The organism is Brevibacterium sp. (assembly GCF_031179145.1).
Taxonomy (GTDB): Bacteria; Actinomycetota; Actinomycetes; order Actinomycetales; family Brevibacteriaceae; genus Brevibacterium.
This window is the reverse complement of record NZ_JAPSIB010000003.1, coordinates 45,096-70,199: the sequence shown is the minus strand read 5'-3', so window position 1 is coordinate 70,199 and position 25,104 is coordinate 45,096. Positions and strand designations below refer to the sequence as shown.

At 67.4% G+C, this 25,104-nt stretch carries 19 protein-coding genes; 13 read left to right on the top strand and 6 right to left on the bottom strand.

Features of this window, described 5'->3' with window-relative positions; genetic code table 11:
* Positions 1 to 2 precede the first annotated feature (2 nt).
* The 5 genes from RIT73_RS03520 (at position 3) to RIT73_RS03500 (ending at position 5,364) form a co-directional block, all read left to right on the top strand.
* Positions 3 to 1,421: a glutamine synthetase family protein gene (locus RIT73_RS03520; RefSeq protein ID WP_309130671.1), complete on the top strand. Its 1,419-nt coding sequence runs from the start codon at positions 3 to 5 to the stop codon at positions 1,419 to 1,421.
* A gap of 4 nt (positions 1,422 to 1,425) precedes the next feature.
* Positions 1,426 to 2,226: a gamma-glutamyl-gamma-aminobutyrate hydrolase family protein gene (locus tag RIT73_RS03515; RefSeq protein ID WP_309130670.1), complete on the top strand. Its 801-nt coding sequence runs from the start codon at positions 1,426 to 1,428 to the stop codon at positions 2,224 to 2,226.
* Positions 2,227 to 2,253: 27 nt separating this feature from the next.
* A complete protein-coding gene (locus RIT73_RS03510) occupies positions 2,254 to 3,618 on the top strand; it encodes an aldehyde dehydrogenase family protein (RefSeq protein ID WP_309130669.1) in 1,365 nt (454 codons plus the stop codon).
* Positions 3,619 to 3,708: 90 nt separating this feature from the next.
* Positions 3,709 to 4,485 (top strand): 3-oxoacyl-ACP reductase, encoded by a 777-nt coding sequence (locus RIT73_RS03505; protein WP_309130668.1) that lies wholly within the window; start codon positions 3,709 to 3,711, stop codon positions 4,483 to 4,485.
* A gap of 36 nt (positions 4,486 to 4,521) precedes the next feature.
* Complete coding sequence (locus tag RIT73_RS03500; protein ID WP_309130666.1) at positions 4,522 to 5,364, top strand: type 1 glutamine amidotransferase; 843 nt, start codon at positions 4,522 to 4,524, stop codon at positions 5,362 to 5,364.
* Between the two features lie 25 nt (positions 5,365 to 5,389).
* Here the strand turns inward: RIT73_RS03500 and RIT73_RS03495 are convergent, their stop codons facing one another.
* The gene (locus RIT73_RS03495; RefSeq protein ID WP_309130665.1) at positions 5,390 to 7,126 is read right to left on the bottom strand and encodes a SpoIID/LytB domain-containing protein; all 1,737 of its coding nucleotides are present in this window, start codon (positions 7,124 to 7,126) and stop codon (positions 5,390 to 5,392) included.
* 120 nt (positions 7,127 to 7,246) lie between these two features.
* Between RIT73_RS03495 and RIT73_RS03490 the strand changes: the two genes are divergently transcribed.
* Positions 7,247 to 7,888 carry a LysE family translocator gene (locus RIT73_RS03490; RefSeq protein WP_309130664.1) on the top strand — a complete coding sequence of 214 codons (642 nt, stop codon included), beginning with the start codon at positions 7,247 to 7,249 and terminating at the stop codon, positions 7,886 to 7,888.
* A gap of 88 nt (positions 7,889 to 7,976) precedes the next feature.
* Here RIT73_RS03490 and RIT73_RS03485 read toward each other — a convergent pair whose 3' ends face one another.
* Positions 7,977 to 8,642, bottom strand: a complete 666-nt coding sequence (locus RIT73_RS03485; protein ID WP_309130663.1) for a GntR family transcriptional regulator — start codon at positions 8,640 to 8,642, stop codon at positions 7,977 to 7,979.
* A 158-nt stretch (positions 8,643 to 8,800) separates the two neighbouring features.
* Here RIT73_RS03485 and RIT73_RS03480 point away from each other — a divergent pair, with 158 nt between their 5' ends.
* From RIT73_RS03480 to RIT73_RS03465, 4 genes are all read left to right on the top strand, one after another.
* The gene (locus RIT73_RS03480) at positions 8,801 to 9,817 is read left to right on the top strand and encodes a 1-aminocyclopropane-1-carboxylate deaminase (protein ID WP_309130662.1); all 1,017 of its coding nucleotides are present in this window, start codon (positions 8,801 to 8,803) and stop codon (positions 9,815 to 9,817) included.
* Positions 9,818 to 10,011: 194 nt separating this feature from the next.
* Positions 10,012 to 12,450: a pyruvate dehydrogenase gene (locus RIT73_RS03475; protein WP_309130827.1), complete on the top strand. Its 2,439-nt coding sequence runs from the start codon at positions 10,012 to 10,014 to the stop codon at positions 12,448 to 12,450.
* A gap of 262 nt (positions 12,451 to 12,712) precedes the next feature.
* Complete coding sequence (locus tag RIT73_RS03470) at positions 12,713 to 14,110, top strand: NAD-dependent succinate-semialdehyde dehydrogenase (RefSeq protein WP_309130661.1); 1,398 nt, start codon at positions 12,713 to 12,715, stop codon at positions 14,108 to 14,110.
* Between the two features lie 444 nt (positions 14,111 to 14,554).
* Complete coding sequence (locus RIT73_RS03465; protein WP_309130660.1) at positions 14,555 to 15,112, top strand: dihydrofolate reductase family protein; 558 nt, start codon at positions 14,555 to 14,557, stop codon at positions 15,110 to 15,112.
* Between the two features lie 274 nt (positions 15,113 to 15,386).
* Here RIT73_RS03465 and RIT73_RS03460 read toward each other — a convergent pair whose 3' ends face one another.
* Positions 15,387 to 16,823 (bottom strand): MFS transporter, encoded by a 1,437-nt coding sequence (locus tag RIT73_RS03460; RefSeq protein ID WP_309130659.1) that lies wholly within the window; start codon positions 16,821 to 16,823, stop codon positions 15,387 to 15,389.
* A 409-nt stretch (positions 16,824 to 17,232) separates the two neighbouring features.
* On the opposite strand from RIT73_RS03460, the gene RIT73_RS03455 reads away from it, so the two are divergent.
* The 3 genes from RIT73_RS03455 (at position 17,233) to RIT73_RS03445 (ending at position 21,428) form a co-directional block, all read left to right on the top strand.
* Positions 17,233 to 18,744 (top strand): fatty acid--CoA ligase family protein, encoded by a 1,512-nt coding sequence (locus tag RIT73_RS03455; protein WP_309130658.1) that lies wholly within the window; start codon positions 17,233 to 17,235, stop codon positions 18,742 to 18,744.
* A gap of 26 nt (positions 18,745 to 18,770) precedes the next feature.
* Positions 18,771 to 20,120 (top strand): beta-ketoacyl-[acyl-carrier-protein] synthase family protein, encoded by a 1,350-nt coding sequence (locus RIT73_RS03450; protein ID WP_309130826.1) that lies wholly within the window; start codon positions 18,771 to 18,773, stop codon positions 20,118 to 20,120.
* Positions 20,121 to 20,210: 90 nt separating this feature from the next.
* Positions 20,211 to 21,428: an acyl-CoA dehydrogenase family protein gene (locus RIT73_RS03445; RefSeq protein WP_309130657.1), complete on the top strand. Its 1,218-nt coding sequence runs from the start codon at positions 20,211 to 20,213 to the stop codon at positions 21,426 to 21,428.
* Positions 21,429 to 21,502: 74 nt separating this feature from the next.
* Here RIT73_RS03445 and RIT73_RS03440 read toward each other — a convergent pair whose 3' ends face one another.
* The 3 genes from RIT73_RS03440 to pdhA are packed head-to-tail and all read right to left on the bottom strand — an operon-like array spanning position 21,503 to position 25,088.
* A complete protein-coding gene (locus RIT73_RS03440) occupies positions 21,503 to 22,966 on the bottom strand; it encodes a dihydrolipoamide acetyltransferase family protein (protein ID WP_309130656.1) in 1,464 nt (487 codons plus the stop codon).
* Positions 22,966 to 23,985 carry an alpha-ketoacid dehydrogenase subunit beta gene (locus tag RIT73_RS03435; protein ID WP_309130655.1) on the bottom strand — a complete coding sequence of 340 codons (1,020 nt, stop codon included), beginning with the start codon at positions 23,983 to 23,985 and terminating at the stop codon, positions 22,966 to 22,968. Before RIT73_RS03435 ends, RIT73_RS03440 begins: the two co-directional genes overlap by 1 nt.
* Positions 23,982 to 25,088 (bottom strand): pyruvate dehydrogenase (acetyl-transferring) E1 component subunit alpha, encoded by a 1,107-nt coding sequence (pdhA, locus tag RIT73_RS03430; RefSeq protein WP_309130654.1) that lies wholly within the window; start codon positions 25,086 to 25,088, stop codon positions 23,982 to 23,984. The genes RIT73_RS03435 and pdhA overlap by 4 nt, the downstream gene beginning before the upstream one ends.
* Positions 25,089 to 25,104: the final 16 nt, after the last annotated feature.

Sequence of the window (25,104 nt, the reverse complement as noted above, 5' to 3'; positions counted from 1 at the left end):
GCATGAGAGAAGCATCCGTTCCGACCACGCCGACCTCGCCGCAGAGAACGACGAAGGGATCGGTCCAGGCCCCGCCGCTGAGCGTCGAGGAGCTGCGCGACCTCGTCGCGGCGGGCACGATCGACACCGTCGTGGTCGCCGTCACCGACTCCCTGGGGCGACTGCAGGGAAAGCGGCTGGGCGCCCAGTTCTTCCTCGAGGAGTCGATAGGCCACGGCTCGGAATGCTGCAACTATCTGCTGGCCGTCGACGTCGAGATGAACACCGTCGCAGGTTATGAGATGTCCTCGTGGGAGACCGGCTACGGGGACATGGTGATGAAGCCGGATCTCGCCACCCTGCGCCTCATCCCGTGGCAGCCGGGCACCGCCATGGTCAACTGCGACATCCTGTGGACGACCGGCGCCGAGGTGAGCGCCTCCCCACGTCAGATCCTCAAGAGACAGCTCGACCGCCTCGGCGAGCACGGGCTGAGCGCCTTCGCCGGAACCGAGCTCGAGTTCATCACCTTCGACACCACCTATGAGGAGGGATTCGCCTCCGGCTACACCCGGATGACCCCGTCGAACCAGTACAACGTCGACTACTCCCTGCTGGGCACGGCGCGGGTCGAACCGCTGCTGCGCGACATCCGCAACTCCATGGCCGGAGCGGGACTCTACGTCGAAGGGGCGAAAGGAGAGTGCAACTTCGGCCAGCACGAGATCACCTTCAAGTACCAGCCCGCGCTCAAGGCCTGCGACGACCACGCGGTGTACAAGAACGGCGCGAAGGAGATCGCCGCCCAGCACGGGAAGTCGATCACCTTCATGGCCAAGTACGACCAGAAGGAGGGCTCGTCCTGCCACATCCATCTCAGCTTCCGGTCCGCGGATGGGCAGATGGTCATGGCCGGAGACGGCGAGCACGGATTCTCGAGGCTGATGGAGCACTTCATCGCCGGTCAGCTGGCCTGCATCGAGGACTTCACCTACTTCTTCGCCCCCAACATCAACTCCTACAAGCGCTTCGTCGAGGGATCCTTCGCCCCCACCGCGGTGGCCTGGGGATTCGACAACCGCTCCTGTGCCTTCCGGGTCGTCGGCAGCGGTGAATCCCTGCGGGTCGAGTGCCGTGTGGGCGGGGCCGACCTCAATCCCTACCTCGCCACCGCCGCCCTGGTGGCGGCCGGTCTGCACGGAATCGAGAACGAACTCGAGATGCCCGAGATCACCTCAGGCAACGCCTATGCCTCGGATGCCGCGCGCTTGCCCACCACCCTCCAGGGCGCCCGCGATCGGCTGGCCTCGTCCCAGGTGGCGAACTCGGCCCTCGGCGAAGATGTCGTCAGGCATTATGTTCATGCCGCCGATGTGGAGCTGGAGGCCTACAACGCGACCGTCACCGACTGGGAGAGGATCCGTGGCTTCGAACGACTCTGAGAGCATGCCCCACGGCACTGACGCGCCCGTCAGCACTGACACGCCTGTCATCGCCATCAGCTGTTACCAGCAGCAGGCGGCCTGGGGTGTGTGGGACGCCGAGGCGGCCCTGATCCCGGCCGACTACGTGCGGATGGTCGCAGCATGCGGCGGGATCCCCGTGCTGCTGCCGCCGCATGGGCTCAGGCCTGCGGTCCTCGACCGGGTCGACGGACTCATCCTCGCCGGCGGCGCGGACGTCGACGCCGGGGCCTACGGGCAGCCGGCGCATCCGAGGACGGCCTCGCAGCCTCACCGGGACGCCTCGGAGCTCATGCTGCTCGAGGCCGCGCGGGCTCGCGCGCTGCCGGTGCTCGGAATCTGCCGGGGGATGCAGGTCATCAACGTCTTCGCCGGCGGGACTCTGCACCAGCACCTGCCCGAGGTCATCGATCACTCGGAGTATCAGCCGGCGCCGGGAGTCTACGGTGAGGTCGAGGTCGACACGGTGCCCGGGACCCTCGCCGAGGCGGTTCTGGGCCCACGGCTCACGGCACCCTGCTATCACCACCAGGGAATCGACCGCCTCGGCGCAGGTCTGAAGGCCTCCGGACACAATGCGGAGGGCCTGGTGGAGCTCCTCGAGCCGGAGTCCGCCGGGGACTGGCCGGGGTGGATGCTCGCGGTCCAGTGGCATCCCGAGCACCACACGGAGGACGAACGGGTCGTGCAGGCCCTCGTCGACGCCACCCGGAGCCCGACAGCCTCACGACTCCCAACCCCCACGACACCCAACCCCCACGACACCCAACCCCCACGACACTGAACACCCACGAATGAGGAGAGAACTTCGTTGACTGCCTACAGGGTCATCAATCCGGCCACGGAAGAATTCCTGGAAGAGGTCGAGCTCGCCGACCTCGAGACCACGGACAGGGTCATCGCCAAGGCCCGTGCGGCCTTTGAGACGTGGCGGACCGTGGCGCCTGGGGACCGGGCCCGGCTCCTGCGCCGCTTCGCGGATGTCGTCGACGCCCACATCGATGAGCTCGCCGCCCTCGAGGTCGCCAATGCCGGGCACACGATCTCCAATGCGACCTGGGAGGCGGGGAACGTCCGCGACGTCATCGAGTACTACGCGGGAGTGCCGGAGCGGCTCTTCGGCCGGCAGATCCCCGTCGACGGGGGGATGAACGTGACCTTCGCCGAACCGCTCGGCGTCGTCGGCGTCATCGTGCCGTGGAACTTCCCGATGCCGATCGCCGGCTGGGGATTCGCGCCCGCGCTCGCCGCCGGGAACACCGTGGTGCTCAAACCCGCCGAGATCACCCCGCTGACGGCGATCCGGATCGGCGAACTCGCCCTCGAGGCCGGGCTGCCGGAGGGAGTGCTCAACGTCATCCCTGGTCGCGGCTCCGTCGTGGGCGAGCGTTTCGTCACCCACCCCGATGTGCGCAAGATCGTGTTCACCGGCTCCACCGAGGTGGGGAAGCGGATCATGTCCGGCTGCGCCGCGCAGGTGAAGAACGTGACCCTCGAGCTCGGCGGCAAGAACGCGAACATCGTCTTCGACGATGCGGACCTCGCCGAGGCGGTCGCCGCGGCCCCGGGTTCAGTGTTCGACAACTCCGGTCAGGACTGCTGCTCGCGCTCCCGCCTGCTCGTCCAGCGCGGGATCTATTCCGACTTCATGGCCGCGCTCGAGGAGTCGGTGGCGGGCTTCACCTGCGGCGACCCGAGCCGGTCGGATACCGACATGGGACCCCTGGTCACCGCGGCTCACCGGGAGAAGGTGGCGGGATACGTCGACGCCGCCGAGGTGGCCTTCACCGGCACCTGCCCCGACGGGCCAGGATTCTGGTTCCCTCCCACCGTGCTCACCCCCGGTGACCTGGACCGGCCCGACTTCAACGAGGAGATCTTCGGTCCCGTCGTCTCGGTCGTGCCCTTCGACACCGAGGAGGAGGCCCTGGCGATCGCCAACAACACCGAATACGGGCTGTCCGGGTCGATCTGGACGAACAGCCTCGACCGGGCCATGAGAGTCTCTCGCGGGGTCGAGGCCGGAAACCTGTCCGTGAACTCGCACTCCTCGGTGCGGTACTGGACGCCGTTCGGCGGCTTCAAGCAATCGGGTCTGGGCCGGGAACTCGGCCCCGACGCGGTGTCCGCCTTCACCGAGACGAAGAACGTCTTCTTCGCCACCCGCGGCGCCTGAGGGCCGGCGCGGGCCGGAAGGGCTCGACGTCCGACGACATGACGCCGTCGCACACCACACTTCGCACAGCACTGAACAACAAGGAGAACAATGAGCACTGCAGCGACTCGCCTCAAGGACAAGGTCTGCGTGATCACCGGGGGAGCCTCCGGGATCGGACTGGCCAGCGCCCGCCGTCTGGCCGAAGAGGGAGCCAATGTCGTCATCGCCGATCTCGACGAGGTCAAGGGCCCGCAGGTGGCCGAGGAACTGGGCGGACTCTTCGTCAAGGTCAATGTGGCCAAGGAAGAGGACGTGAAGAACCTCTTCGCGCGCACCGTCGAGCACTACGGCCGGGTCGATGTGGCCTTCAACAATGCGGGCATCAACCCGACCGACGACAGTTCGATCCTCGACACCGACATCGAAGCCTGGTCGCGGGTGCAGACGGTCAACCTCACCTCCGTGTACCTGTGCAGCAAGTACGCGATCGAGCAGATGGTCAAGCAGGGTGCGGGGTCGGTCATCAACACGGCCTCATTCGTCGCGCTGATGGGGGCGGCCACCTCGCAGATCTCCTACTCCGCGTCCAAGGGAGGGGTGCTGTCGATGAGCCGCGAACTCGGGGTGGAATTCGCCAAGCAGGGAATCCGCGTCAACGCCCTGTGCCCTGGACCCGTCAACACCCCGCTCCTGCGCGACCTCTTCGCCGCCGACCCGGTCCAGGCCCAGCGCCGACTCGTCCACGTGCCCGGCGGTCGCTTCGGCGAGCCGGAGGAGATCGCCGCGGCAGTGGCCTTCCTCGCCAGCGACGACTCGACCTTCGTCAACGCCACGGCCTTCAACGTCGACGGTGGGATCACCGCCGCCTATGTGACCGCTGAGTAGAGGCCTCGGCGAGTGAGAATGCGCCATCATGATCCCATGACCGAACTTCGGATACTGGTGATCGAACACGAACGCGGCACCGGACCCGAGCGCTTCGGCGACTGGCTGATCGAAGCAGGGGCCGATCTCGAGATCCGCCGTCCCCACCTCGGCGAGCCCATTCCCGACGATCTCGCCGGGTATGCGGGACTCATCGTCCTCGGGGGTGCGTCCGGGCCCTGCGACGATGCGGAGAATCCATGGTTTCCGCAGGTCAGGGATCTGCTTCGACGCTCAGCGGCGGGGGAGTTCGCCAGCTTCGACATCTGCCTCGGCGGAGAGATGCTCGCCGTGGCCACCTCGGCGGCCATCGGCCGGCGCACGCGCCCGCAGATCGGGGTCTATCAGCTGCACGTCACCTCGGCGGGAGAAGCGGACCCGGTCTTCGGGGTGCTCGGGGGAGGCGGCTCGGCGGGGCCGAACCGGGCGGGGGAGACCTCCGCGGGATCCGATCCGGCAGCCCCTTCGTTCCCCGCAGTTCTCTTCCACCAGGAGCAGATGGACCTGCCCGAGGGGGCGCAGCTGCTCGTCACAGGCTCGGACGCTCCGGTGCAGGCGTTCCGGGTGGGCGAGTGCGCCTGGGGCACGCAGTTCCACCCCGAGACCGATGCGGAGCAGATCGCTCGGTGGCTGGACTCGGACTCTCTGCCGCTGCCGGAGGGCAAGACGAAGGAGTCGATCATCGCCGAGGCTGCGGCGGCGGATGGCGAGCTCATCGCGGTCCATCGTCGCCTGGCGCACAGCTTCGTCGCCTACCTGCGCTCCTCGCACCGCCTCACCGACCACACGGACCATACGGAGGAAATCCCCGCGGTGGGCGAGGGCAGCCGCATCCGCTGATTCGGCTGCTCGTCGCGGCGAGCCGTCACTTGACCGTGAACGTCGCCGATCTCAGTCCCAGCGAACTGCGCAGCTGAACGCCGGTCCGGGTGGCGGTCGCCCCCTGCGTCGAGGTGGCCTTCGCAGTCTTCACGAGCCCCGAGGTGGCGCGGGTGAGCTCGATCGTCGCCACATTGCTCAGCCCGAAGGCCTTCGCCATGCTGGACTGGCTCACGGACACGGTCCAGCTGGCATAGGGGTTGCCGGCCGCCGCGGTCTTCGAGGCGGCATCGTCGCGGGAGTTGAGGTACGGCACGGCGGATCCCCACACATCGGCCGCCGTGTTCGTCTTGCCTCCGGACGAGGACGAGTACACCGCGTCGATCAGCGCACCGCTGTGCATGACCACCCGGGCGTTCGTGACCGAGGACCCCGACATACCCTGCGTGGCGCGCACGGCGGAGCGCCAGGGTGAGCTGCCGGAGGCGTTCTCATGGTTCCAGCCGAGGAACCGCTGTGAGGCGACCTCATCGTAGACATTGCAGCCGCACGCGGACTTGACCGAGCCGAGGTTCCGGTACGCGTAGGTGCGGGACGCGATGGCCTGCGTGCGCAGCGCTTCCTGATGCCAGGACGCAGGCATCTCGGCGATCCCGGGCAGGTATTCGGTGTTGACGCGCATGACGCCGAGCACGTTGAGCGCGCTCGACAGCTGCCGGATCTCCAGCTTTCCGTGCCGGTAGGTGCCGGTCGCACCGTTCTGCGTCCCGCTCACCGCCACCGTCGTCGCCCCTGTGCCCGACCAGTAGCGGGTGTTCTGCCACTCCACGGTGATCCAGCTCGCCTCCCGGGACGTCCCGCCCACGATCGCCTTCACTGTGCCCGCCGAGGTGCGTTCGACGGTGATCGCGGAGCTTGATTCGAGGACGGACGAGCCGACCTTCACCCGCAGGCGGCCCGCGGCGGGAGTGATGGTCACCGACTTCCGTCCGGCCACCAGCTGCACCTTGATCTCCTCGTTGGCATGAGCCGTGGTCGAGGTCGCCTTCGCCGGATAGTAGTAGTGCTCGAGGATCTGGGTCGCGGTCTTCCCGGACGCGGCCATCCCGCGGGCACCGTACTGGCTCATCCCCACGCCGTGGCCGAATCCGGACCCGTTGAGCGAGAACGACGCCGGGGCGGTCGTGATGTGCACCGTCGCGCCGCGTCCGCTGGCCCAGGAGATCCAGCCCTTCTGGAAGTTCTGCCGGGTCTCGGACCCTGATCGGTACTCATCGGTCGTCGGATATCCGAGTGGCCCGGTCTCCCAGCCGGAGTTCTTCCATGCCGTGCGGATCGCGCCCCAGGTCGGATGCGCTCCGGTCGCGTTCGTCCAGTGGATCGAGCCGCGTTGGAACGACTGATAGCACCCGTTCTGGATGAGTGTGCAGCGTTCCGGGCTGGTCGGGTATCCGAGCGGCCCGTTCTCCCATCCCGACCTCGACCAGGCGGTGCGGATCGCGCCCCAGGTCGCCTGCGCTCCGGTGGCCTTCGTCCAGTGGATCGAGCCGCGTTGGAACGACTGATAGCACCCGTTCTCGATGAGCGTGCACCGAACGGGGCTCGTCGTCTCTCCGAGCCGACCCGAACTGCCGCCGAGCGAGTGGTACAGGGTGCCGATCGCGCCGCTCGTCGGATAGGCGGCGTGAGCGGGCATGGGACCGACCAGGGCGAGGAGAACCAGGCAGGAGAGCAGGGCCGCCGCCCTGAGGCCGGCCTGCCTCAAAGCGGAGGAGTTGCGCATACTCAAAGAATAAGTCGGGAAATGCCCGACGAACCTGGGAAGTGACCTTGAAGCTGGGACCGTTCTCCGCCGCCCGAGACCCGGTTGCCGCCGCAGTGTCCCAGGCTCCATGATTGACCGGTGACGATCACCTCCGCCCTCATCGGGTTCGCCGCCTTCGCCGTCCTGCTCACCGTCATTCCCGGTCTCGACACGACGCTGGTCCTGCGCAGCTCCATCACGCGCTCGAAGACCTATTCGTTCTCGACCGCCGCCGGCATCCAGCTCGGCACCATCGTGTGGGGCGTCGCCACCGCGACCGGTGCGACTCTTCTCCTGGCAGCGTCCGACCTCGCGTACCGCATGCTCACGGTCGCCGGCGCCGCCTACCTCGTGATCATGGGCGTCCTCATGCTCATCAAGGGCTTCAAGAAGGCCCAGGAGGACGCCGAGGCGGCTCTCCCGCAGATCCGGGGCAACGCCTGGCAGGGGCTGGGGCTCGGATTCATGACCAACCTTCTCAACCCGAAGGTCGGAGTCTTCTACCTGGCCACGATCCCGCAGTTCGTCCCCGAGGGGGTCTCGCCGCTGCTCATGGGTGTGCTGCTCGCACTCGTCCACAGCGTCATCGGGATGTCGTGGTTCGTCCTCGTCGTCGTGGGCGGCCGCACTCTGTCGAAGAAGCTCAGGTCCGAGGCCTTCGGACAGTGGATCGACCGGATCGCCGGCGGAGTCATCGTCGCGTTCGGCGCGCAGCTGGCGGTGGGGGCCGCGAAGATCTGAGCAGGCTGCGCCGGACCGTTCTGCGCTGGTGATGCCGGTCGGTTCTGCGCAGGCGACGCCGGACGGTTCTGCGCAGGCGGCGCCGGACTCAGCGCTCGTTCGGGCTCTGGTCCCCCTCGCCGGTCAGCACGGACCAGTTCGCCCGCGTCAGAGCGACCGCACGTTCCCGGTCCCCGGATCTGATCGCGGCGAGGATCTCGTCGTGCTGTTCCGGTGAGGCCGAGCCCTTGACCGAATCGAAGTGCAGGTACTCCGCCCGGCGCAGCGTTGCCGTGACGACCTCGAGGTGGCTGGGGATGAGGGGATTGCCGCTGCGGAGAAGAGCGACTTCGTGGAAGTCGTCGTCGGCGGAGATCGCGGCATCGATGTCCGACCCCTGCAGGGCTGCGCGCAGGCGAGCATTCGCCGCTTCCATCGTCGTCAGATCCGCCTCGTCGAGGGACCCGATGGCCAGACTCATCGCCAGGGCGTGGAGCTCGGCGGCGATCTGCCGGGCATGCACGATCGCCCGCGGATCCTCGTCGGCGACCCGGGTCATCTTCCCCGGCTCCGCCACGACCAGGCCGGCCTGAGCCAAACGCTGCAGGGCCTCTCGCACCGGTGTCCGCGAGACCTGCAGCCAGGCGCCGAGCTCGGTGTCGCGCAGCTGCTCGCCGGGAGCCAGCTGCCCCCGCACGATGGCATCGCGAATCGCCTGATAGACGTCATCGCGCAGCAGCGTCCGAGCCGGAGCGGCCGTGGTGGGAATCGGCACCGGGATCCTTCCTCGAGGACGAAAGTGTGTCGAAGCCATTGTAGTCCGCCCCGGAATGCAATATATTGCATATTGGCACGGCGATCTGGGTCACAGGTTTCACGGGCCGTTGGCTGTCAGTTCCCTCGGCAGTCACCACCAACGACGAAGAGGACGACATGGCAATCACCGATTTCGAGCGCTACCCACTGACCTTCGGACCCAGCCCGGTGCACGAGCTGAGACGACTCGGCGACCACCTCGGCGGGGCCCGGGTCTGGGCCAAGCGGGAGGACGTCAACTCCGGTCTCGCCTTCGGCGGCAACAAGACCCGCAAGCTCGAGTACATCGTCCCGGACATCCTCGCCTCCGGGGCCGACACGCTCGTGTCGATCGGCGGCTACCAGTCCAACCACACCCGGCAGGTTGCGGCCGTCGCCGCCCATCTGGGGATGAAGGCCCGCCTGGTGCAGGAGCGCTGGGTCGACTGGGACGACCCGGTCAACGACAAGGTCGGCAACATCGAGCTCTCTCGGATCATGGGCGCCGATGTCCGCCTCGACGACGCCGGATTCGACATCGGCATCCGCTCGAGCTGGGAGAACGCCATCGCCGAGGTGGAGGCCTCGGGCGGCACCCCGTACCCGATCCCGGCCGGCGCTTCCGAGCACAAGTTCGGCGGACTCGGCTTCGCGAACTGGGCCTACGAGGTCGCCGAGCAGGAGAAGGAGCTCGGCGTCTTCTTCGACACCATCGTCGTCTGCACCGTCACCGGCTCGACCCATGCCGGCATGATCGCGGGATTCGCCGCGCTCGAGGAAGCCGGGGGGCGCAAGCGTCAGGTCATCGGCATCGACGCCTCCGCGACGCTTGAGAAGACCCGGGACCAGGTCAAGCGCATCGCCGCGAACACCGCCGAACTGATCGGACTCGGCCGCGAGATCACCGACGCCGACGTCGACGTGCGGCCCGGCTGGGAAGGACCGGCCTACGGCATTCCCGACGAGGTCACCGTGAACGCGATCCGGAAGACCGCCGAACTCGAAGGCGTCATCCTCGACCCCGTCTACGAAGGCAAGTCGATGGCCGGACTCATCGACCTCGTCGCCGACGGCACGATCGCCGAGGACTCCACGGTCCTCTACGCCCACCTCGGCGGGCAGCTGGCGCTCAACGCCTACAGCTCGATCTTCTGACCCCTGCTCGGTTGACCCGCAGCTCGGTTGACCCCTGAGCTCGAGCGGTTCCACTGCTCGACCGACCCAGGAACCCGACCCGACAGTTCACCGTAGGAACCCGACCCAGGAACGAGGCGCACGTGCACCAGCAGACGAACGATGAGCAGGGGGCCGCCCGGCACCGGGACGACGCGGTGCACAAGGACGGTCCGATGCACGGGGACGAGCCGGTGTACGGGGACGATCCGGTGCACAGGGACGACGAGCTCCACCAGTTCGAGACGTCCCTCCAGGTCAGCCCGCCGACGACGAACGACAGGCCGCTGCGGGCGTCCTCCTCGGCGGACGAGGCGGTGCTCGACGAGATCGCCCAGCGTGTTCTCTGGCTGTCCACGTCGATCATCGACCGGGCCAACCGGGGTCGGGCCAATCCGGACGGGGTCAAGGTCGGTGGGCACCAGTCCTCGTCGGCCTCGATGACGGCGATCATGACGGCGCTGTGGTTCACCACGCTGCGGTCGATCGATCGCGTCTCGGTGAAGCCGCACGCCTCACCGGTGCTCCACGCGATCAACTACCTCCTCGGCGACCTCGCCGAGGAGCACCTCGACACCCTGCGCAGCCTGGGTGGGCTCCAGCCCTACCCCTCGCGGACGAAGGACCCTGACACCGTCGACTTCTCGACCGGATCCGTCGGCATCGGGGCCACCGCCCCGGTGTGGGCGGCGCTCGCCCACCGCTACGCGTCCGACCAGTTCCCGGACACTCCACGCGCCGGTCGTTTCTACTCGCTGCTCGGTGATGCGGAGATGGATGAGGGCGCCGTGTGGGAGGCCATCATCGACCCCGAGGTGCGCCAGCTGGGCGAGATCGTGTGGATCGTCGACCTCAACCGGCAGTCCCTCGACCGCGTCATCCCCGACGTGCAGATCGCGCGCCTGCAGGGGATGTTCGCCGCCGCCGGCTGGCAGGTCCTCACCTGCCCGTGGGGACGCCGGCTCGAGGCGGTGTTCGCCTCCACGGGCGGTCAGGCGCTCAAGGACCGCCTCGTCGGGATGTCGAACCCGGAGTACCAACGGCTCCTGCGCGCCCACCCCAGTGAGGTCCGTGACCGCCTGCTGTCCGGCCTCGCCGAGGCGGACGCCGCCGCCCTGAGATCCCTGCTCGACGAGTTCGACGCCGACGCCCTCGCATCCCTCATCCGCGACCTGGGCGGACACGACCTCGGGCAGCTCGTCGACACGTTCTCCCGCATCGACGATGCCCGCCCGACCGTCATCTTCGCCTACACGATCAAGGGCAAGGGCCTGGCCACCGAGGGGCACCCCGGCAACCACGCCGCCCAGCTCACCGAAGCGCAGATGCGCGACCTCGCCACCGCTTCGGGGATGGACCTCGACGATCCCTGGCGGGCTTTCGCCCCCGACTCTGCCGCGGGCAGGCTGTGCCGGGAGACCGCGGAGCGCCTCACCCGTGAGGAGTTCGAGACCCACACCGTCGCCGAGGTGCCCGTGGAGTTGGGCTTCACTCCCAAGTCCGTGATCTCCACCCAGGCGGCATCGGGCCGGTTCCTCTCCGATCTCAAGCACGTCGCCCCCGCCGTGGCCCGGCGCGTGGTCACCATCAGCCCGGACGTCGCGACGTCGACCAACCTCGGCGGGTGGATCAACAAGACCGGGGTGTGGTCGCCGGCGGGACGCGAGGACTGGTTCTCCGACGATCGGGAGCGGATCCTCAAATGGCACGAGGACTCGAGCGGTCAGCACATCGAGATGGGCATCGCGGAGGTCAACCTGGTGTCCCTGGCTTGCGAGCTGGGATCCACGGGTGCGCGCTGGGGTCAGCCCCTGCTGCCGATCGCGACGATCTACGATCCCTTCATCAATCGGGCGCTCGAACCCTGGACCTTCGCCCTCTATGCAGGTGGCCGCTCGATCATGGTCGGCACCCCGTCGGGAGTGACCCTGGCGCCGGAGGGTGGGGCGCATCAGTCGTTCAACACGCCGTCGGTGACCCTGGAGATCCCACGACTGACGAGCTGGGAGCCGGCCTTCGCTCAGGATCTCGAATGGACTCTGCTCGAGGCGCTGCGGGAGCTCGCCGACCCCGACGGCGATTCCGCGTACTTCCGGCTGACGACACGGCCGGTGGTCCAGGAGCTGGCCGCGGTGCCCGCCGATCCTCTGCTGCGGGAGCGCAGACGGGAGCAGGTCGTCGCCGGCGGTTACCGCTTGAGCCCGCATCCGGCGAGCCAGGACGAAGTGACCCTGGTGGGCGTGGGGGCGATCATGACCGAGGTCATCGACGCCGCTGCCCGGCTTGCGAGCCTGGGAGTGCGGGCGGGCATCGTGTGCCTGAGCTCCCCGTCGAAGATCTTCCGCTCGGTCCAGGAGAGAGGCCGGGTCGCCGCGAGCACCCGCTCGGCGATCGCCGACGAGCTCTTCCCCGCTGCCCATCCGGCCCCGCTCGTCACCGTGCTCGACGGTCATCCGCACACTCTCGCGTTCCTCGCCGGCGTCCGCGGGGACGCGACGTGCAATCTCGGCGTGAGCGACTTCGGTCAGGCCTCCTCGGTGGCGCAAGCCTACGAGCTCCACGGCATCGACGCGGTCGCGATCGCGAATGCGGCCCTCGACCTGCTGGGGCGGTGAGCGGCGGACGGAAAGAGCCCCGGGTTGAACAGGCAGATACGGAATCCGTAACACTCGCTGCGGAATCCGCACCACCTCGGCGAGGTGCTCCGGTGGGGCTCGGGACTCACGAAGCCCACAGGTTTCGCCACTTGTTGCCTGGGTCACTGTGTTGATAGCGTGAGACCTGAGCATGCGCAATCCGTCGCCAGAGACGGTGAAGAAGCATGCAATCGCTTGAAGACGGCGCCACCCGGGCGCCCACGAGCCGAAGGAGTCGTAAATGAGCAATGTAGGAAGCGCTGCAGGCGGCTACCGCGTCGAGAGCCCCGTGACCGGGGAGATCATCGAACGCTTCGACAACGCGACCGAAGAGGAGGTCAGCCAGGTCCTCGACGCCGCGGACAAGGCGTTTGCGTCGTGGAGCGAGAAGACCATCGAGGAGCGGGGAGCGATCGTCAACAAGGTCGCCGACCTGTTCGGTGAGCGCAAGCAGCAGCTGGCCGAGATCATCGCCGAGGAGATGGGCAAGCCGGTCCCCGAAGGCATCGAGGAGGCCGAGTTCTGCGAGGCGATCTTCAACTACTACGCCGACAACGGCCCCGAGTTCGCCAAGGACGAGGAGATCAAGACCTACTCCGGTGGCAAGGCCTTCATCCAGCGCCGTCCGATCGGTCCTCTGCTCGGCATCATGCCGTGGAACTTCCCCTACTACCAGGTTGCTCGGTTCGCCGCCCCGAACCTCGTGCTCGGCAACACCATCGTGCTCAAGCACGCCGAGATCTGCCCCCGTTCGGCCTCTGCGATCGCCGACATCATGAAGGAAGCCGGCGTCCCGGAGGGCGTGTACAACAACATCTTCGCCACTCATGAGCAGATCGAGACGATCATCGCCGACGACCGGATCCAGGGTGTCTCCCTGACCGGTTCCGAGCGGGCCGGTTCCGCCGTGGCCGCGCTCGCCGGCAAGCACCTGAAGAAGTGCGTGCTCGAGCTCGGCGGCTCCGACCCCTACATCGTCCTCGACACCGAGGACCTCGAGGAGGCCGTGGACACCGCCTGGGGCACCCGCATGTACAACACGGGCCAGGCCTGCAACTCGAACAAGCGGATGATCGTCATGGAGGACATCTACGACGACTTCGTCGAGGGACTGACCAAGCGCGCCCAGGCGGCCAAGCCCGGCAAGCCGGCGGAGGCAGGCGACGGCACGGTCTACACGCCGCTGTCCTCCCGCGGCGCCGCCGAGAACCTGCGCAAGCAGCTCGAGCGGGCCGTCGAGCAGGGGGCAGACCTCGTCGGCGGCGAACTCGCCGACGATGGCTCCGCCTACCTCTCACCGGCGGTCCTGACCGGAGTGACTCCGGAGATGGACGCCTACCGCGAAGAGCTGTTCGGTCCCGTCGCCACCGTCTACAAGGTGAGCAGCGACGACGAAGCGGTCAAGCTCGCCAACGACACGCCCTTCGGGCTCGGCGGCGCCGTGTTCTCGAAGGACAAGGAGCGCGCGGAGAAGATCGCCCGTCACCTCGACGTCGGCATGTCGAACGTCAACACGCCTGCCGGCGAAGGCGCGGAGATCCCGTTCGGCGGCACCAAGCGCTCGGGCTTCGGCCGCGAACTCGGCCCGTACGGCATGGACGAGTTCGTCAACAAGCGCATGTACTACGTCGCCGACTGACGTTTCCGGTGTCGGTGTGGCGGGCTGAGAGTCTGACTGTCGCCGACTGACGTCGATCGAACCGGGCGCGGGTGTCGCGTCGAGAAGCAGCTCCATTCTTCTCGACCCGGCACCCGCGTTTCGTGTCTTCCGCCGAGGTGGCACGGCGTGCGGGGCGGCCGTGGCGCGTGCGGGCGGTCAGCTGCGCCCACGGTGGTAGGCAGTGACCGGCGGCGTGGGCAGCGTGGGCGACGTTGGACGGCCCGCGCCCGCGGCGGTCGGCGAGTTGTGTGGACTTCGCTGCGAGCCTGGCCAAAGTGTCTGCAGTTCGTTTCGATTCTGCACGTGAAATCAAAGCGAAGTGCCGACAACTTGAGGTTCTCTCGAAAACTGATTGCAATTTGCAACTGCTGGGAGTAGTCTGCTGATTATCCAGTTGCAGATTGCAATCAGAAAGGTGTGGTCATGGGAAAACTGATCGTATGGAATGTCGTCTCCCTCGACGGGTACTTCGAGGGGGCTGAGAAATGGGACCTCGCGCTCCACGAACATATCTGGGGTGAAGACCTCAGGCGTCTGAGCATTCGCTTCGGCGAAGAGCTCGGTCTGCTCGTTTTCGGCCGGGTCACGTACGAGGGAATGGCCGCCTATTGGCCGACAGCCGACGAGGACTCGGAGATCACCGCTTATATGAACAGCGCGCCGAAGCTCGTCGCTTCGCGCTCGCTGAAAGAGGCGAGCTGGCAGAACACCGAGGTGACGGCCGATATCGTCGGAGAGCTGCAGCGCCGCAAGGAGGTCGATGAGCGGCCGATCTACGTCTTCGGCAGCGCTGTGCTCACCGATGCGCTGCTCCAGGCAGACCTCGTCGACGAGTTGCTCATCGGAGTCGCGCCAGTAATCCTCGGCGAGGGCACGCCCCTGTTCAAGCCGGCGTCCACGCCCCGACCGCTCGATCTGGTCGAGGCGCGACCGATCGACACCGGCGGCGTCCTGCTCAGGTACGCCGTGCCTGCAGACTGATGGATGCCGGTGCCCTGAGGGAGCGCGGTGAACCCCGGCAGACTGAAGAGGGCCAGCGTTCTGAGTGATCGTGGAAGGCCGAACAGACGCAGAAGGCGAACCGAGCAGACATAGTAGAGGACCGCGGTCGACTCGTAACAGGTCGATCGCGGTCCTCTTCCGTATGAACTTAGCGGTTCAGGGCGACTCTCCGTCACCTCGGAGAGGGTGGCTCACCTCGCGTCGGCGAAGTCGCGCTCTCCACCTCAGAGAGGGCGGCTCACCTCCAACAGGGTCACTCTGAGGCAGCTGCCAGCTCGGCGGCCTTCCGCTCTTCTGCGGTGGGGATCTGGACGATGGGTCCGAGCACCACGGTGTAGAAGAAGATGCCGATGCCGAGGAGGATGCCGCAGATGATGAACGCACCGTTGAATCCCCCGGTGATGTCGACGACGAATCCGGTGACGATCGGCGCCGAGGTGCCGATGAGGTTGTTGACCGTGTTCATCACCGAGCCGGTGGCACCGACTCCGCCCTCAGGAGCGATGAGGGCGGGCAGCGAGTTCGTCACGCAGAAGGAGATTGTGATCCCGCAGGTGCCCAGGGTGATCCAGAACAGAGCCCAGGCGACGTTATCGGTGAACGCCGCACCCATGACCGTCATCGCGATGAGCATGCCGACGATGATGAACGTCTTGCGGACGAAGGTGCCGGACTTTCCGATGCGCATGAGGTGGTCGAGCAGCCAGCCCGGGAAGATGAACTCCACGGCCACGGCGATGAGCCAAGGCAGAGCGGTGAAGATGCCCGAGGACATGATGTTCATGCCCATCTCGGACTGGAGGTAGCCGGGCAGCCAGGTGAGCAGCATCCACTGGGTGTAGCCGGCGCAGCCGAGGCCGATCGACATCCCCCAGACCTTGCGCTGCTTGAGGATGTAGCCGAGGTTGGACAGCGGGTTCGGGCGCGGGGCGTCCTCGTCCTGGGCGCCGCCCTCTCGGATGTAGGTGAGCTCTGTCTGCTTCATCAGGCCCTTGCGGTAGGACTCCTTCGGGTCCCGGTACTTCCAGAAGAAGACGATGACATAGGCGAGGCTGAGCAGGCCCATGGCGACGAAGGCGCCGCGCCAGCCGAAGGAGACGACGGCGACGGCGACCAGCGGGAATCCGATGACGTTCGACAATCGCTGACCGGAGTCGAAGACGGCGGTGGCCGTCCCGCGTTCCGAGCGCGGGAACCAGTAACCGGTCATCTTCATGGCGCCGGGGAAGATCGGAGCCTCGGCGATCCCGAGGACGATGCGGGCGAGGATCAGCAGGCCTGTGCCGCTGATGATCGCCGTGAGGAAGCAGGACAGGCTCCACATGATGGTGGCGACGCGGAAGACCCACTTGATGCCGATCTTGTCGAGCAGCAGGCCGGCGGGAATCTGCATGAGCACGTACGACCAGCCGAAGCTCGAGAGGACGACGCCCATCTCGGCTGCGGAGAGACCGAAGTCATCACGGATGTGGCCCTCGGCCACGGCGATCGAACTGCGGTCGATATAGTTGATGAGCACGCCGAAGAACAGCAGCGTCGCGATTCCCCAGCGCAGTTTGCCGATGCCCTTTCTGTTGGGCTTCACTCCCGGCTCCGGGACCTCCACGGGGGTGAACTTGAGTTTGTCGGTGCCCGTGAGCGTCTCCGCTTTGGTGATGTCGGGGTCGTCTGGCTGTGCCTGGGTCTCCACGTTGAGTCCTCTCGAAGGTGTCCGGTTCTCGCTAAGTCTTTCACGATACGGAAACCCAATTCCGTAAAGCAGGAGATAAATTTATAGCGGTGTACGACTGAAAGTCAATCGTCATTTTTGAATTGTCGGATGCAACGTAGGGGAAAACCGCTCGGTAACAATTCTCCTGGAGCTTCCTTGGTTTCGAGCATGCCGCCTGGTCTGGAGCGATGCGACGTTCTTTGCTCGAAGTCGACATTCTTCACTGCATCCAGAATTGTTTTGGGAATTTCTCCGTCGGGGCCGCCTCGCGAGCGTCTTGAATTGAACGATTACAATGAAGACTCGAGTTTTGTCCGGCTCATCGGAAAATGCAATTGTCGTCATCCATGAATGTGATGAGGGCGGATTGAGAGTATGGAGGTCTGGTTTGCCGATCACACGGAGCATCCTCGAGGTCGCCGAGCGCAGACCCGATCAGCTCGCCATCGTCGGGTCGCATGACCGGCTCAGCTACCGTGATCTGGTCTCCGATTCCGCGAGGATGTTCGCCGTCGTCACTGCCCTGCACGGCGATCAGGCACAGCCCCCGACACCCGCGTCTGAGACCCAGGGCATCCCCATCACCGCCATCAGCCTCGATTCGGCCTTCGACACAGCCCGGATCGTTGCTGGCCTCGCGGGCTTCCGCGCGGTCTCGGCGACGATCGATCCGCGGTGGCCGCTGGACCATCAGGTCGGGGTCGCCATCAGCACTGGAATCGGAGTGGTGATCAGTGATTCGGATGCCCTCGCCGAGGCGCTCGCCGCCCAGGGGTGGACCGGCACCGTCATCTCCGTCGCCCGGTTCCGTGAAAGGGAGACCGCGATCGATCCGGCGCAGGCGCCGAGCCCGAGCGTCCGGAACGGAGCCGAACCCTTCCTCATGCTCTTCTCCTCCGGCACCACGAGCAATCCGAAGGCGTTCCTCAAGTCCCGGGACCAGTACCGCGCCAACGTCAGCGTCTCCGCCGCGCATCTCGAGCCGCTGCCCGGCGTCGCGACCCTGGCCCCCGGCCCGATCTCCTACAGCCTCACCCTCTACGCCGTCATCGAATGTCTGGCGACCGGGGGCAGCGTCCACGTCGCCGACACCTTCGCCCCGCTCGAGATGAGCCGACGGATCGAGGACGAGTCGATCACCCGGGTCGTGGCCGTCCCCGCTGTGGTCCGCGCCCTCGCCGATGCCGCCCGTCGCAGCCCGGAAAGATTCGCCGGCCTCGCACTCGTCGTCACCGGAGGGGCGAACCTGCCCGCGAGCATCCGCGACCGCCTCGGCGAGGTTCTTCCGCACACCCGCCTCATCAGCTACTACGGCGCGGCAGAGATCGGATTCATCGGTGACAGCCGCGCGGGAGACGGCACCTGGATCAGTGTCTACGACACCATCGAGGTGGAGATCCGGGCGGAGGATGGAACGCCTGCGGCGGAGAGCGAACTCGGCACTCTGTGGGTGCGGGCGGCCGCGTGTTCCGACGGATACGTCAGCGGCACCACCGATGCGAAGCTCAAGGGACCCGACGGTTGGGCGACCGTCCACGATCAGGGGCGGATCGCGGGCGGCATGCTGCAGCTGGCCGGCCGGGCCGGTGACGTCGTCGTCACCGGCGGGCACAAAGTCTCGCTGCCGGAGGTCGAGCGGGCCTTCGACAGCTGCGAGAGCCTCGGCGAGGTCTGCGCAGTGGCACTGGAGGACGCCGGGCTCGGCAGCGTCATCGCCCTCGTCGTCGAGCAGGACGTCGTCAAGGACGAACTCCTCGCCCATGCCCGCGAGCATCTGGCGCCCCAGTTCGTCCCGCGTCGCATCTACCGCCTTGAGCGGCTGCCGCGCACGGTGGGCGGGAAGATCCGACGGACCGAAACGGTTGACCTGATCATGCAGGGACGAGGAGAGCGCCTATGAGCGCGGCAAGCGCGGAGGACGCGGCGATGCCGGCCGATGCCGGGTATCGCCAGGACGAGCGGCACCGGGCGGTCGTGATCACAGGACTGGGAGCGATCACCCCGAGCGGGCACGACGTCGCAGCACTGTGGGCCTCGGTCAGCGCGGGCCGAAGCGCGATCGAGCGTCTCGACGGTGAGGAGTTCGCCGACCTCGCGGTGCGCATCGGCGGCCAGGTCAGGGACTTCGACGCCGGGGCGGTCCTTCCGCGGGCGCTCGCCCGCAGACTCAGCCCCGTCCAGCACTGGGCGATCGCCGCCGCGGACCAGGCGTTGGCCCAAGGGCTGGGGCCGAGCGGCTCCGGCGTCGGCGGGGGCTCCGGTGTCGTCGGGGGCCGCGGCCCGGCGGCCACTGAGCTGCCCTGGGAGAGCAGTCGCATCGGGGTCATCGCCGCCACCGGATCCGGTCCGGTCGACGCGATGCAGCAGGCGACCCGCGCGCTCCTCGAGGGAGGACCGCGCGCGGTGCCGCTGACGCTCGCCATCCATGGCGCCCCGGACTCCGCCGCGGCCCTGCTCAGCCAGCGCTACGGCATCCAGGGTCCGGCTCAGGGAGTGTCCGCGACCTGCGCGAGCGGTGCGATCGCCTTGGGCGAAGGACTGCGCCGCATCCGCCATGGCTACGCCGACGCCGTGCTGGTGGTCGGGATGGAGGACTGCCTCAATCCGGTCAACCTGTCGTCGAATGCGAACATGCGTGCGCTCGCCGCCGGGTTCGAGGACGAACCGCACACCGCCTGCCGGCCGTTCGACCGGACTCGCTCAGGGTTCGTGATGAGCCAGGGCGCGGCGGCGGTCCTGCTCGAGTCGGCCGAGTCCGCCCGGGCCCGCGACGCCGAGGTGCTGGCCGAGCTCGCGGGATTCGGTGCGGCCAGCGACGCCCACCACCCGACCACCCCGCACCCCGAGGGACGCGGTGCCGCAGCCGCCGTCCGCGAATGCCTGCGCGACGCAGGGCTGGACGCGAGCGGCATCGACCACATCAACGCGCACGCGACGGGAACCCCCGCCGGAGACGCCGCCGAACTCGCCGCTTTCGACAGCGCATTCGGGGAGCGGGCACGCACGATCTCCATCACCGCCACCAAGTCGAGCACCGGGCATCTTCTGGGCGCCTCGGGCGTGGTCGAGGCGATCATCGCCACCCAGACGCTGCGGGAGCAGTCGCTGCCGCCGACGATCAACCTCGGCGATCCTGAGTTCGAGGGATGGGACTTCGTCACCGAGGCGCGCGGACCCGGACGCGGGAGCAGTGTCGAGACCGTGCTGTCGACGTCGTTCGGTTTCGGCGGCCACAATGGGGCGATCGTGCTCCGCCGTGCGGGTGCCGATCGATGACCGGAGTGCCGGTCGATGACAAGGACCACGACGTCCGCGCCGCAGAGCCTGCCACCGACAGACCACGACCGCCACGAGCAAGGAGATCCAGTGACCGACCGTGAAGTCCGCCATGCCGAGTTGGCGGAGCAGTACCTGCCCGCCGAGGTGCTCGAACGGTTCCGTGAGCGTGCCGGAGACTACGACCGGGAGAACCGCTTCTTCGACGAAGACCTCGAGGATCTCAAAGACCTGCGGTACCTGACACTGTTCGTTCCGGCCTCGCATGGCGGGCCGGGGCTGAGCCTGCACGAGGTCTCGCGGCTGCAGCAGCGCCTGGCCTCGGCGGCACCCGCGACGGCGCTCGCGATCAACATGCACCTCATGTGCACCGGAGTGGTCAAGGCGATGAACGATCGCGGCGACGACTCGCTCAACTGGGTCTTCGACGAGGTGATGGCGGGGGAGATCTTCGCGTTCGGGATCTCGGAGCCCTCGAACGACTGGGTGCTGCAGGGGTCGACCACGACCGCCGAACCGATGGACGGCGGCGGCTATCTGCTCTCGGGGGTGAAGATCTTCACCTCACTCTCGCCGGTGTGGACCCGGCTGATCGTGCACGGACTCGTCTCGGGCGGGGATGGCAGCGATAGCGGCGGCCTTGCCGGGGCAGACGATGGGAACACGGCTGCGGACGAACTGGTCTACGGCTTCATCGAGCGCTCGGCGGAGGGCATCACCATCTCCGACCAGTGGGATGTGCTCGGGATGCGGGCCTCACAGTCGCGCGCGACGATCCTCGACAAGGTCAAGATGCGCCCCGAGCACGTGTCGCGGCGCATCCCCACGGGCAAACACCCCGACCTGCTGACCTTCGCGATCACCAGCAACTTCCAGCTGCTCATCGCCTCGGTCTACGCCGGTGTGGCGCGGCGGGCCCTGGAGCTCGGAGCAGCTGGTCTGCACAAGCGGAAATCGGCGAAGTCCGGGACCACCTTCGCCGAGGTGCCCGAAGCGCGGACGCGCCTGGCCGATGCGCACCTCGACTACCTCAGCGTGCCCGCGATGCTCGACGCCTATACCCGGGACTTCGACGAGCTCGTCGATCATGGGGCTGGGTGGCCGCTGCGCCTCGTCGGGGCGAGGATCAAGGCCTCGGGCGCCGCCAGGCGGGCGGCGGAGACTGCGCTCATGTGCACCGGTGGCAGCGGATTCGACAACTCGCATGAGCTCAGCCGCCTCTATCGCGACGCGACCGCGAGCCTGTTCCACCCACCGAGCGCCGACGCCGCACGCCCGATGTACGCGGCAATGCTGCTCGACGACTAGGGCAGGCCTATAGACGGGACGTCGCGATCGACATCGACGGCTGCAGAGCCCAGTGACCCGTGCGAGTACAGGCCTCACACCTCGGGCAGCAGGGCGATCGGATTCTCGATGCAGTCGGCGACGAAGGTGAGGAACTCGCTCGGCTCCGCGCCGTCACAGGCTCGATGGTCGAAGACGAACGACAGGTACATGACCTTGCGCACCGTGAGCTGACCGTCGACGACCCAGGGCCGGTCCTTGATCCGGCCCATGCCGAGCATCGCGACCTCGGGGAGGTTGATGATCGGGGCGGAGCCGTCGACGCCGAACACCCCGTAGTTGTTGAGTGTGAACGTGCCGCCGGAGAGCTCCTGGGTGCTGAACTTGCCGGTTGCCGACTTGCCGACGGTGTCCGAGATCGCGTCGCGCAGCTGGCGCAGACTCATCTCGCCCGCCTGATGGACGACGGGAACCATGAGCCCGCGCGGAGTCTGGGCGGCTAGACCGAGATTGATGTCCGAGTGGGTGACGATCTCACCGGCGTCCGTGTCGATGGACGAGTTGAGGATCGGATGCTTCTTCAGGCCCGCGACGACGAAGCGTGCGACGAGGGACAGCAGCGAGTACCTCTCACCGGTCCGTGCTTCGAGGGCGCGCTTCGTGGCGAGCAGTTCGGTGGCGTCGACGTCGAGCCAGATCGTTGCCTCGGGGATCTCCTGCCGGGATTTGGTCAGGCGCTCGGCGACGATCTTGCGCAGGCCGGTGATCGGGGTACGGGTATCGCGGGTGACGTTATCAGCACCGGCTTCAACCGACGGGGCCGCTTCTTCTGGGGCCGCCTTCTCTTCGATTGCGGCGGCGATGTCCGCGCGGGTGACGACTCCTCCGGGACCGGACCCCTGCAGGTGCTTCGCGGCGAGACCGTGCTCCTTCGCGAGCCGGCGCACGATGGGGGAGACGACCGGGGACACGGCAGACGAGTCGCTTCCGGCTGGAGCCGCCTTCGCCGAGGCGGTCGCGGGGGTGGGCGCCGAGGCGGCCGGTGCGTGCGCGAGGCCGTCCTCGGCGGGGAGGTCCGGGACTGGCGTCAGGCCCGCAGTCCTCGAACCGAAGGACCGCCTTTTGGTCGGCCGCGACTGACGCTCCCTCGTGCCGTATCCGATGAGGTTCGCGCTGCGTCCCTGAGACTCCTCGACAGGTGCATCGCTGCCACCGGACACAGAACTGCCGTCGGACACAGAACCGTCGGCGGGGACAGACCTGTCAGCGGAAACAGCATCAGCGCTCTCCACCTCGGCGACGGTCAATAGGGCCTGGCCTGCGGTGACGGTGTCACCGGGACGAGCATGCAGAGTCGCGATCTTGCCGGCGAACGGACACGGCAGCTCGACCACGCTCTTGGCGGATTCGACCTCGACGACCAACTGATCGACGTGCACTTCGTCGCCCTCGCCGACCTTCCAGGCGATGAGTTCGGCCTCGGTCAGCCCCTCACCGAGGTCCGGGAGGATGAAATCTCGGGTCGGTGCCCGGTCGCCGTCATGGCTGGCGGCGCTCATCACAGCTCCCAGTCCCAGGTTTCGATGGCGTCGAGCACGCGTTCGGGCGTCGGCAAGTAGTGCTCCTCGAGCTTCGGGGGCGGATACGGGGTGTCGAAGCCGGTGATCCGCAGGATCGGGGCGGCGAGGTGGACGAAGTTGCGTTCGGTGACCCGGGCGGCCACCTCGGCGCCGAATCCGCCGAACTGCGCGGCCTCATGGATGACGGCCGCGCGCGAGGTCTTGCGCACCGATGCGGACACGGTTGCGTCGTCGAAGGGCGAGAGCGATCGCAGATCGACGACCTCGACGGACAGGCCGTGCTCAGCACCCACCTCGGCGGCGGCGAGAGCTGTGCGCACAGTCGATCCGTAGGCCAGCAGACTCACGTCGTTGCCTGCGCGAACGACCTGCGCCCGGCCCATCGGGGCAGTTGTCACGGGCAGGCTGAGCTGGTCCTTCATCCAATACCGGGACTTCGGCTCCATGAAGATGACGGGGTCGTCGGAGGCGATCGACTCCCGCAGCATCGAGTACGCATCGGCCGGGTTCGAGGGGGTGACGACGGTGAGGCCCGGGGTCGCGCACCAGTAGGCCTCCGAGGAGTCCGAGTGGTGCTCGACGCCGCCGATGTCGCCGGCGCATGGGATCCGGATGGTGATCGGCAGGCTCACCCGGCCCTTCGTGCGATTGCGCATCTTCGCGACCTGGGACACGATCTGCTCGAACGCAGGGTACGCGTAGGCGTCGAACTGCATCTCGACGACCGGCCGCATGCCCGCCATCGCCATGCCCACGGCGGTGCCGACGATTCCCGACTCCGCGAGCGGAGAGTCCCAGACCCGCTCGGTCCCGAACTCCGCCTGCAGACCGTCGGTGACACGGAAGACTCCTCCGAGGCGACCGACGTCCTCGCCGTAGACGACGACGTTCTCGTCCTCGGCCAGGCTGTCGTGCAGCGCCCGGTTGAGCGCCTTCGCCATGGTCACCGAGGTGGGAGCAGGGTCCTCCTCGGTCGAGGTGAGAGCGGTGACAGTCATCGCCGGCCTGCCTCGGCGAGTTCGGCTTCGAGGATCGCCTGCTGTTCGCGCAGGTGGGTACGCGGGTTCGCGTAGACGTGGGCGAAGATCTCGGTCGGGTCGAGTTCGGAGTCGGTGTTCATCGCGTCACGGACGGAGGCGGCGAGCACCTCGGCGGAGGCGAGGATCTCCTCATTGCCCACGTCGTCGAGGGCGCCGTGGGAGCGGAGGTACTTCTCCACCCGGTCGATGGGGTCGAGTTGCTTCCAGTGGTCGACCTCCGCGGAATCCCGGTAGCGGGTCGGGTCGTCGGAGTTCGTGTGGGACTCGATCCGGTAGGTGAGGCATTCGATGAGGGTCGGTCCCTCACCGTCCCGGGCGCGCTCGAGGGCGGCGCTGACTGCGGCGAAGACGGCCGCGACGTCGTTGCCGTCGACACGGATGCCGGGGATGCCATAGCCGGCGGCGCGGTCCGCGAACATCGTCGCGTTCGACTGGGCGCGCAGGGGAGTGGAGATCGCGTACTGGTTGTTCTGGAGGACGAAGACCGTGGGGGTCTGCCAGACCGAGGCGAAGTTGAGCGCCTCATGGGCGTCGCCCTCGCTGCTGGCGCCGTCGCCGAAGAAGGTCAGGGTGCATTCGCCGCGCCTCTTCAGCTTCGACGCCATCGCGTAGCCGGTAGCGTGCAGGGTCTGCGTCGCCAGGGGCGTCGCCGCAGGTGAGATGTGGTATTCGTAAGGATTGAAACCGCAGTGCCAGTCTCCCCGGAAGGCCGCGAGAATCTCGGCCACCGGAACGCCGCGAGTGAGCAGCGCGGCGGAGTCGCGGTACGTCGGGAACAGCCAGTCGGTCGGTCCGAGGGCGGTCGTCGCTCCGACTTCGGTCGCCTCCTGTCCAGCAGCCGAGGGATAGGTCGCCAAGCGACCCTGCTTCGTCAGCGCGGTCACCTGCGCTTCGAAGCGCCGGACGTGGACCATCTGCCGATAGAGGCCGAGCAGCGTGCTCAGACTCGGTGGTGTGAGGCCGGCGGTGTCGGTGTCCGCAGGCTGCCCGTTCGCGCCGATGAATCTCACCGGCTGCAACTCGGGCAGTGCGCGACCAGTCGTGGGGACGTCGATGCTCATGCCCCCATGATGGAGT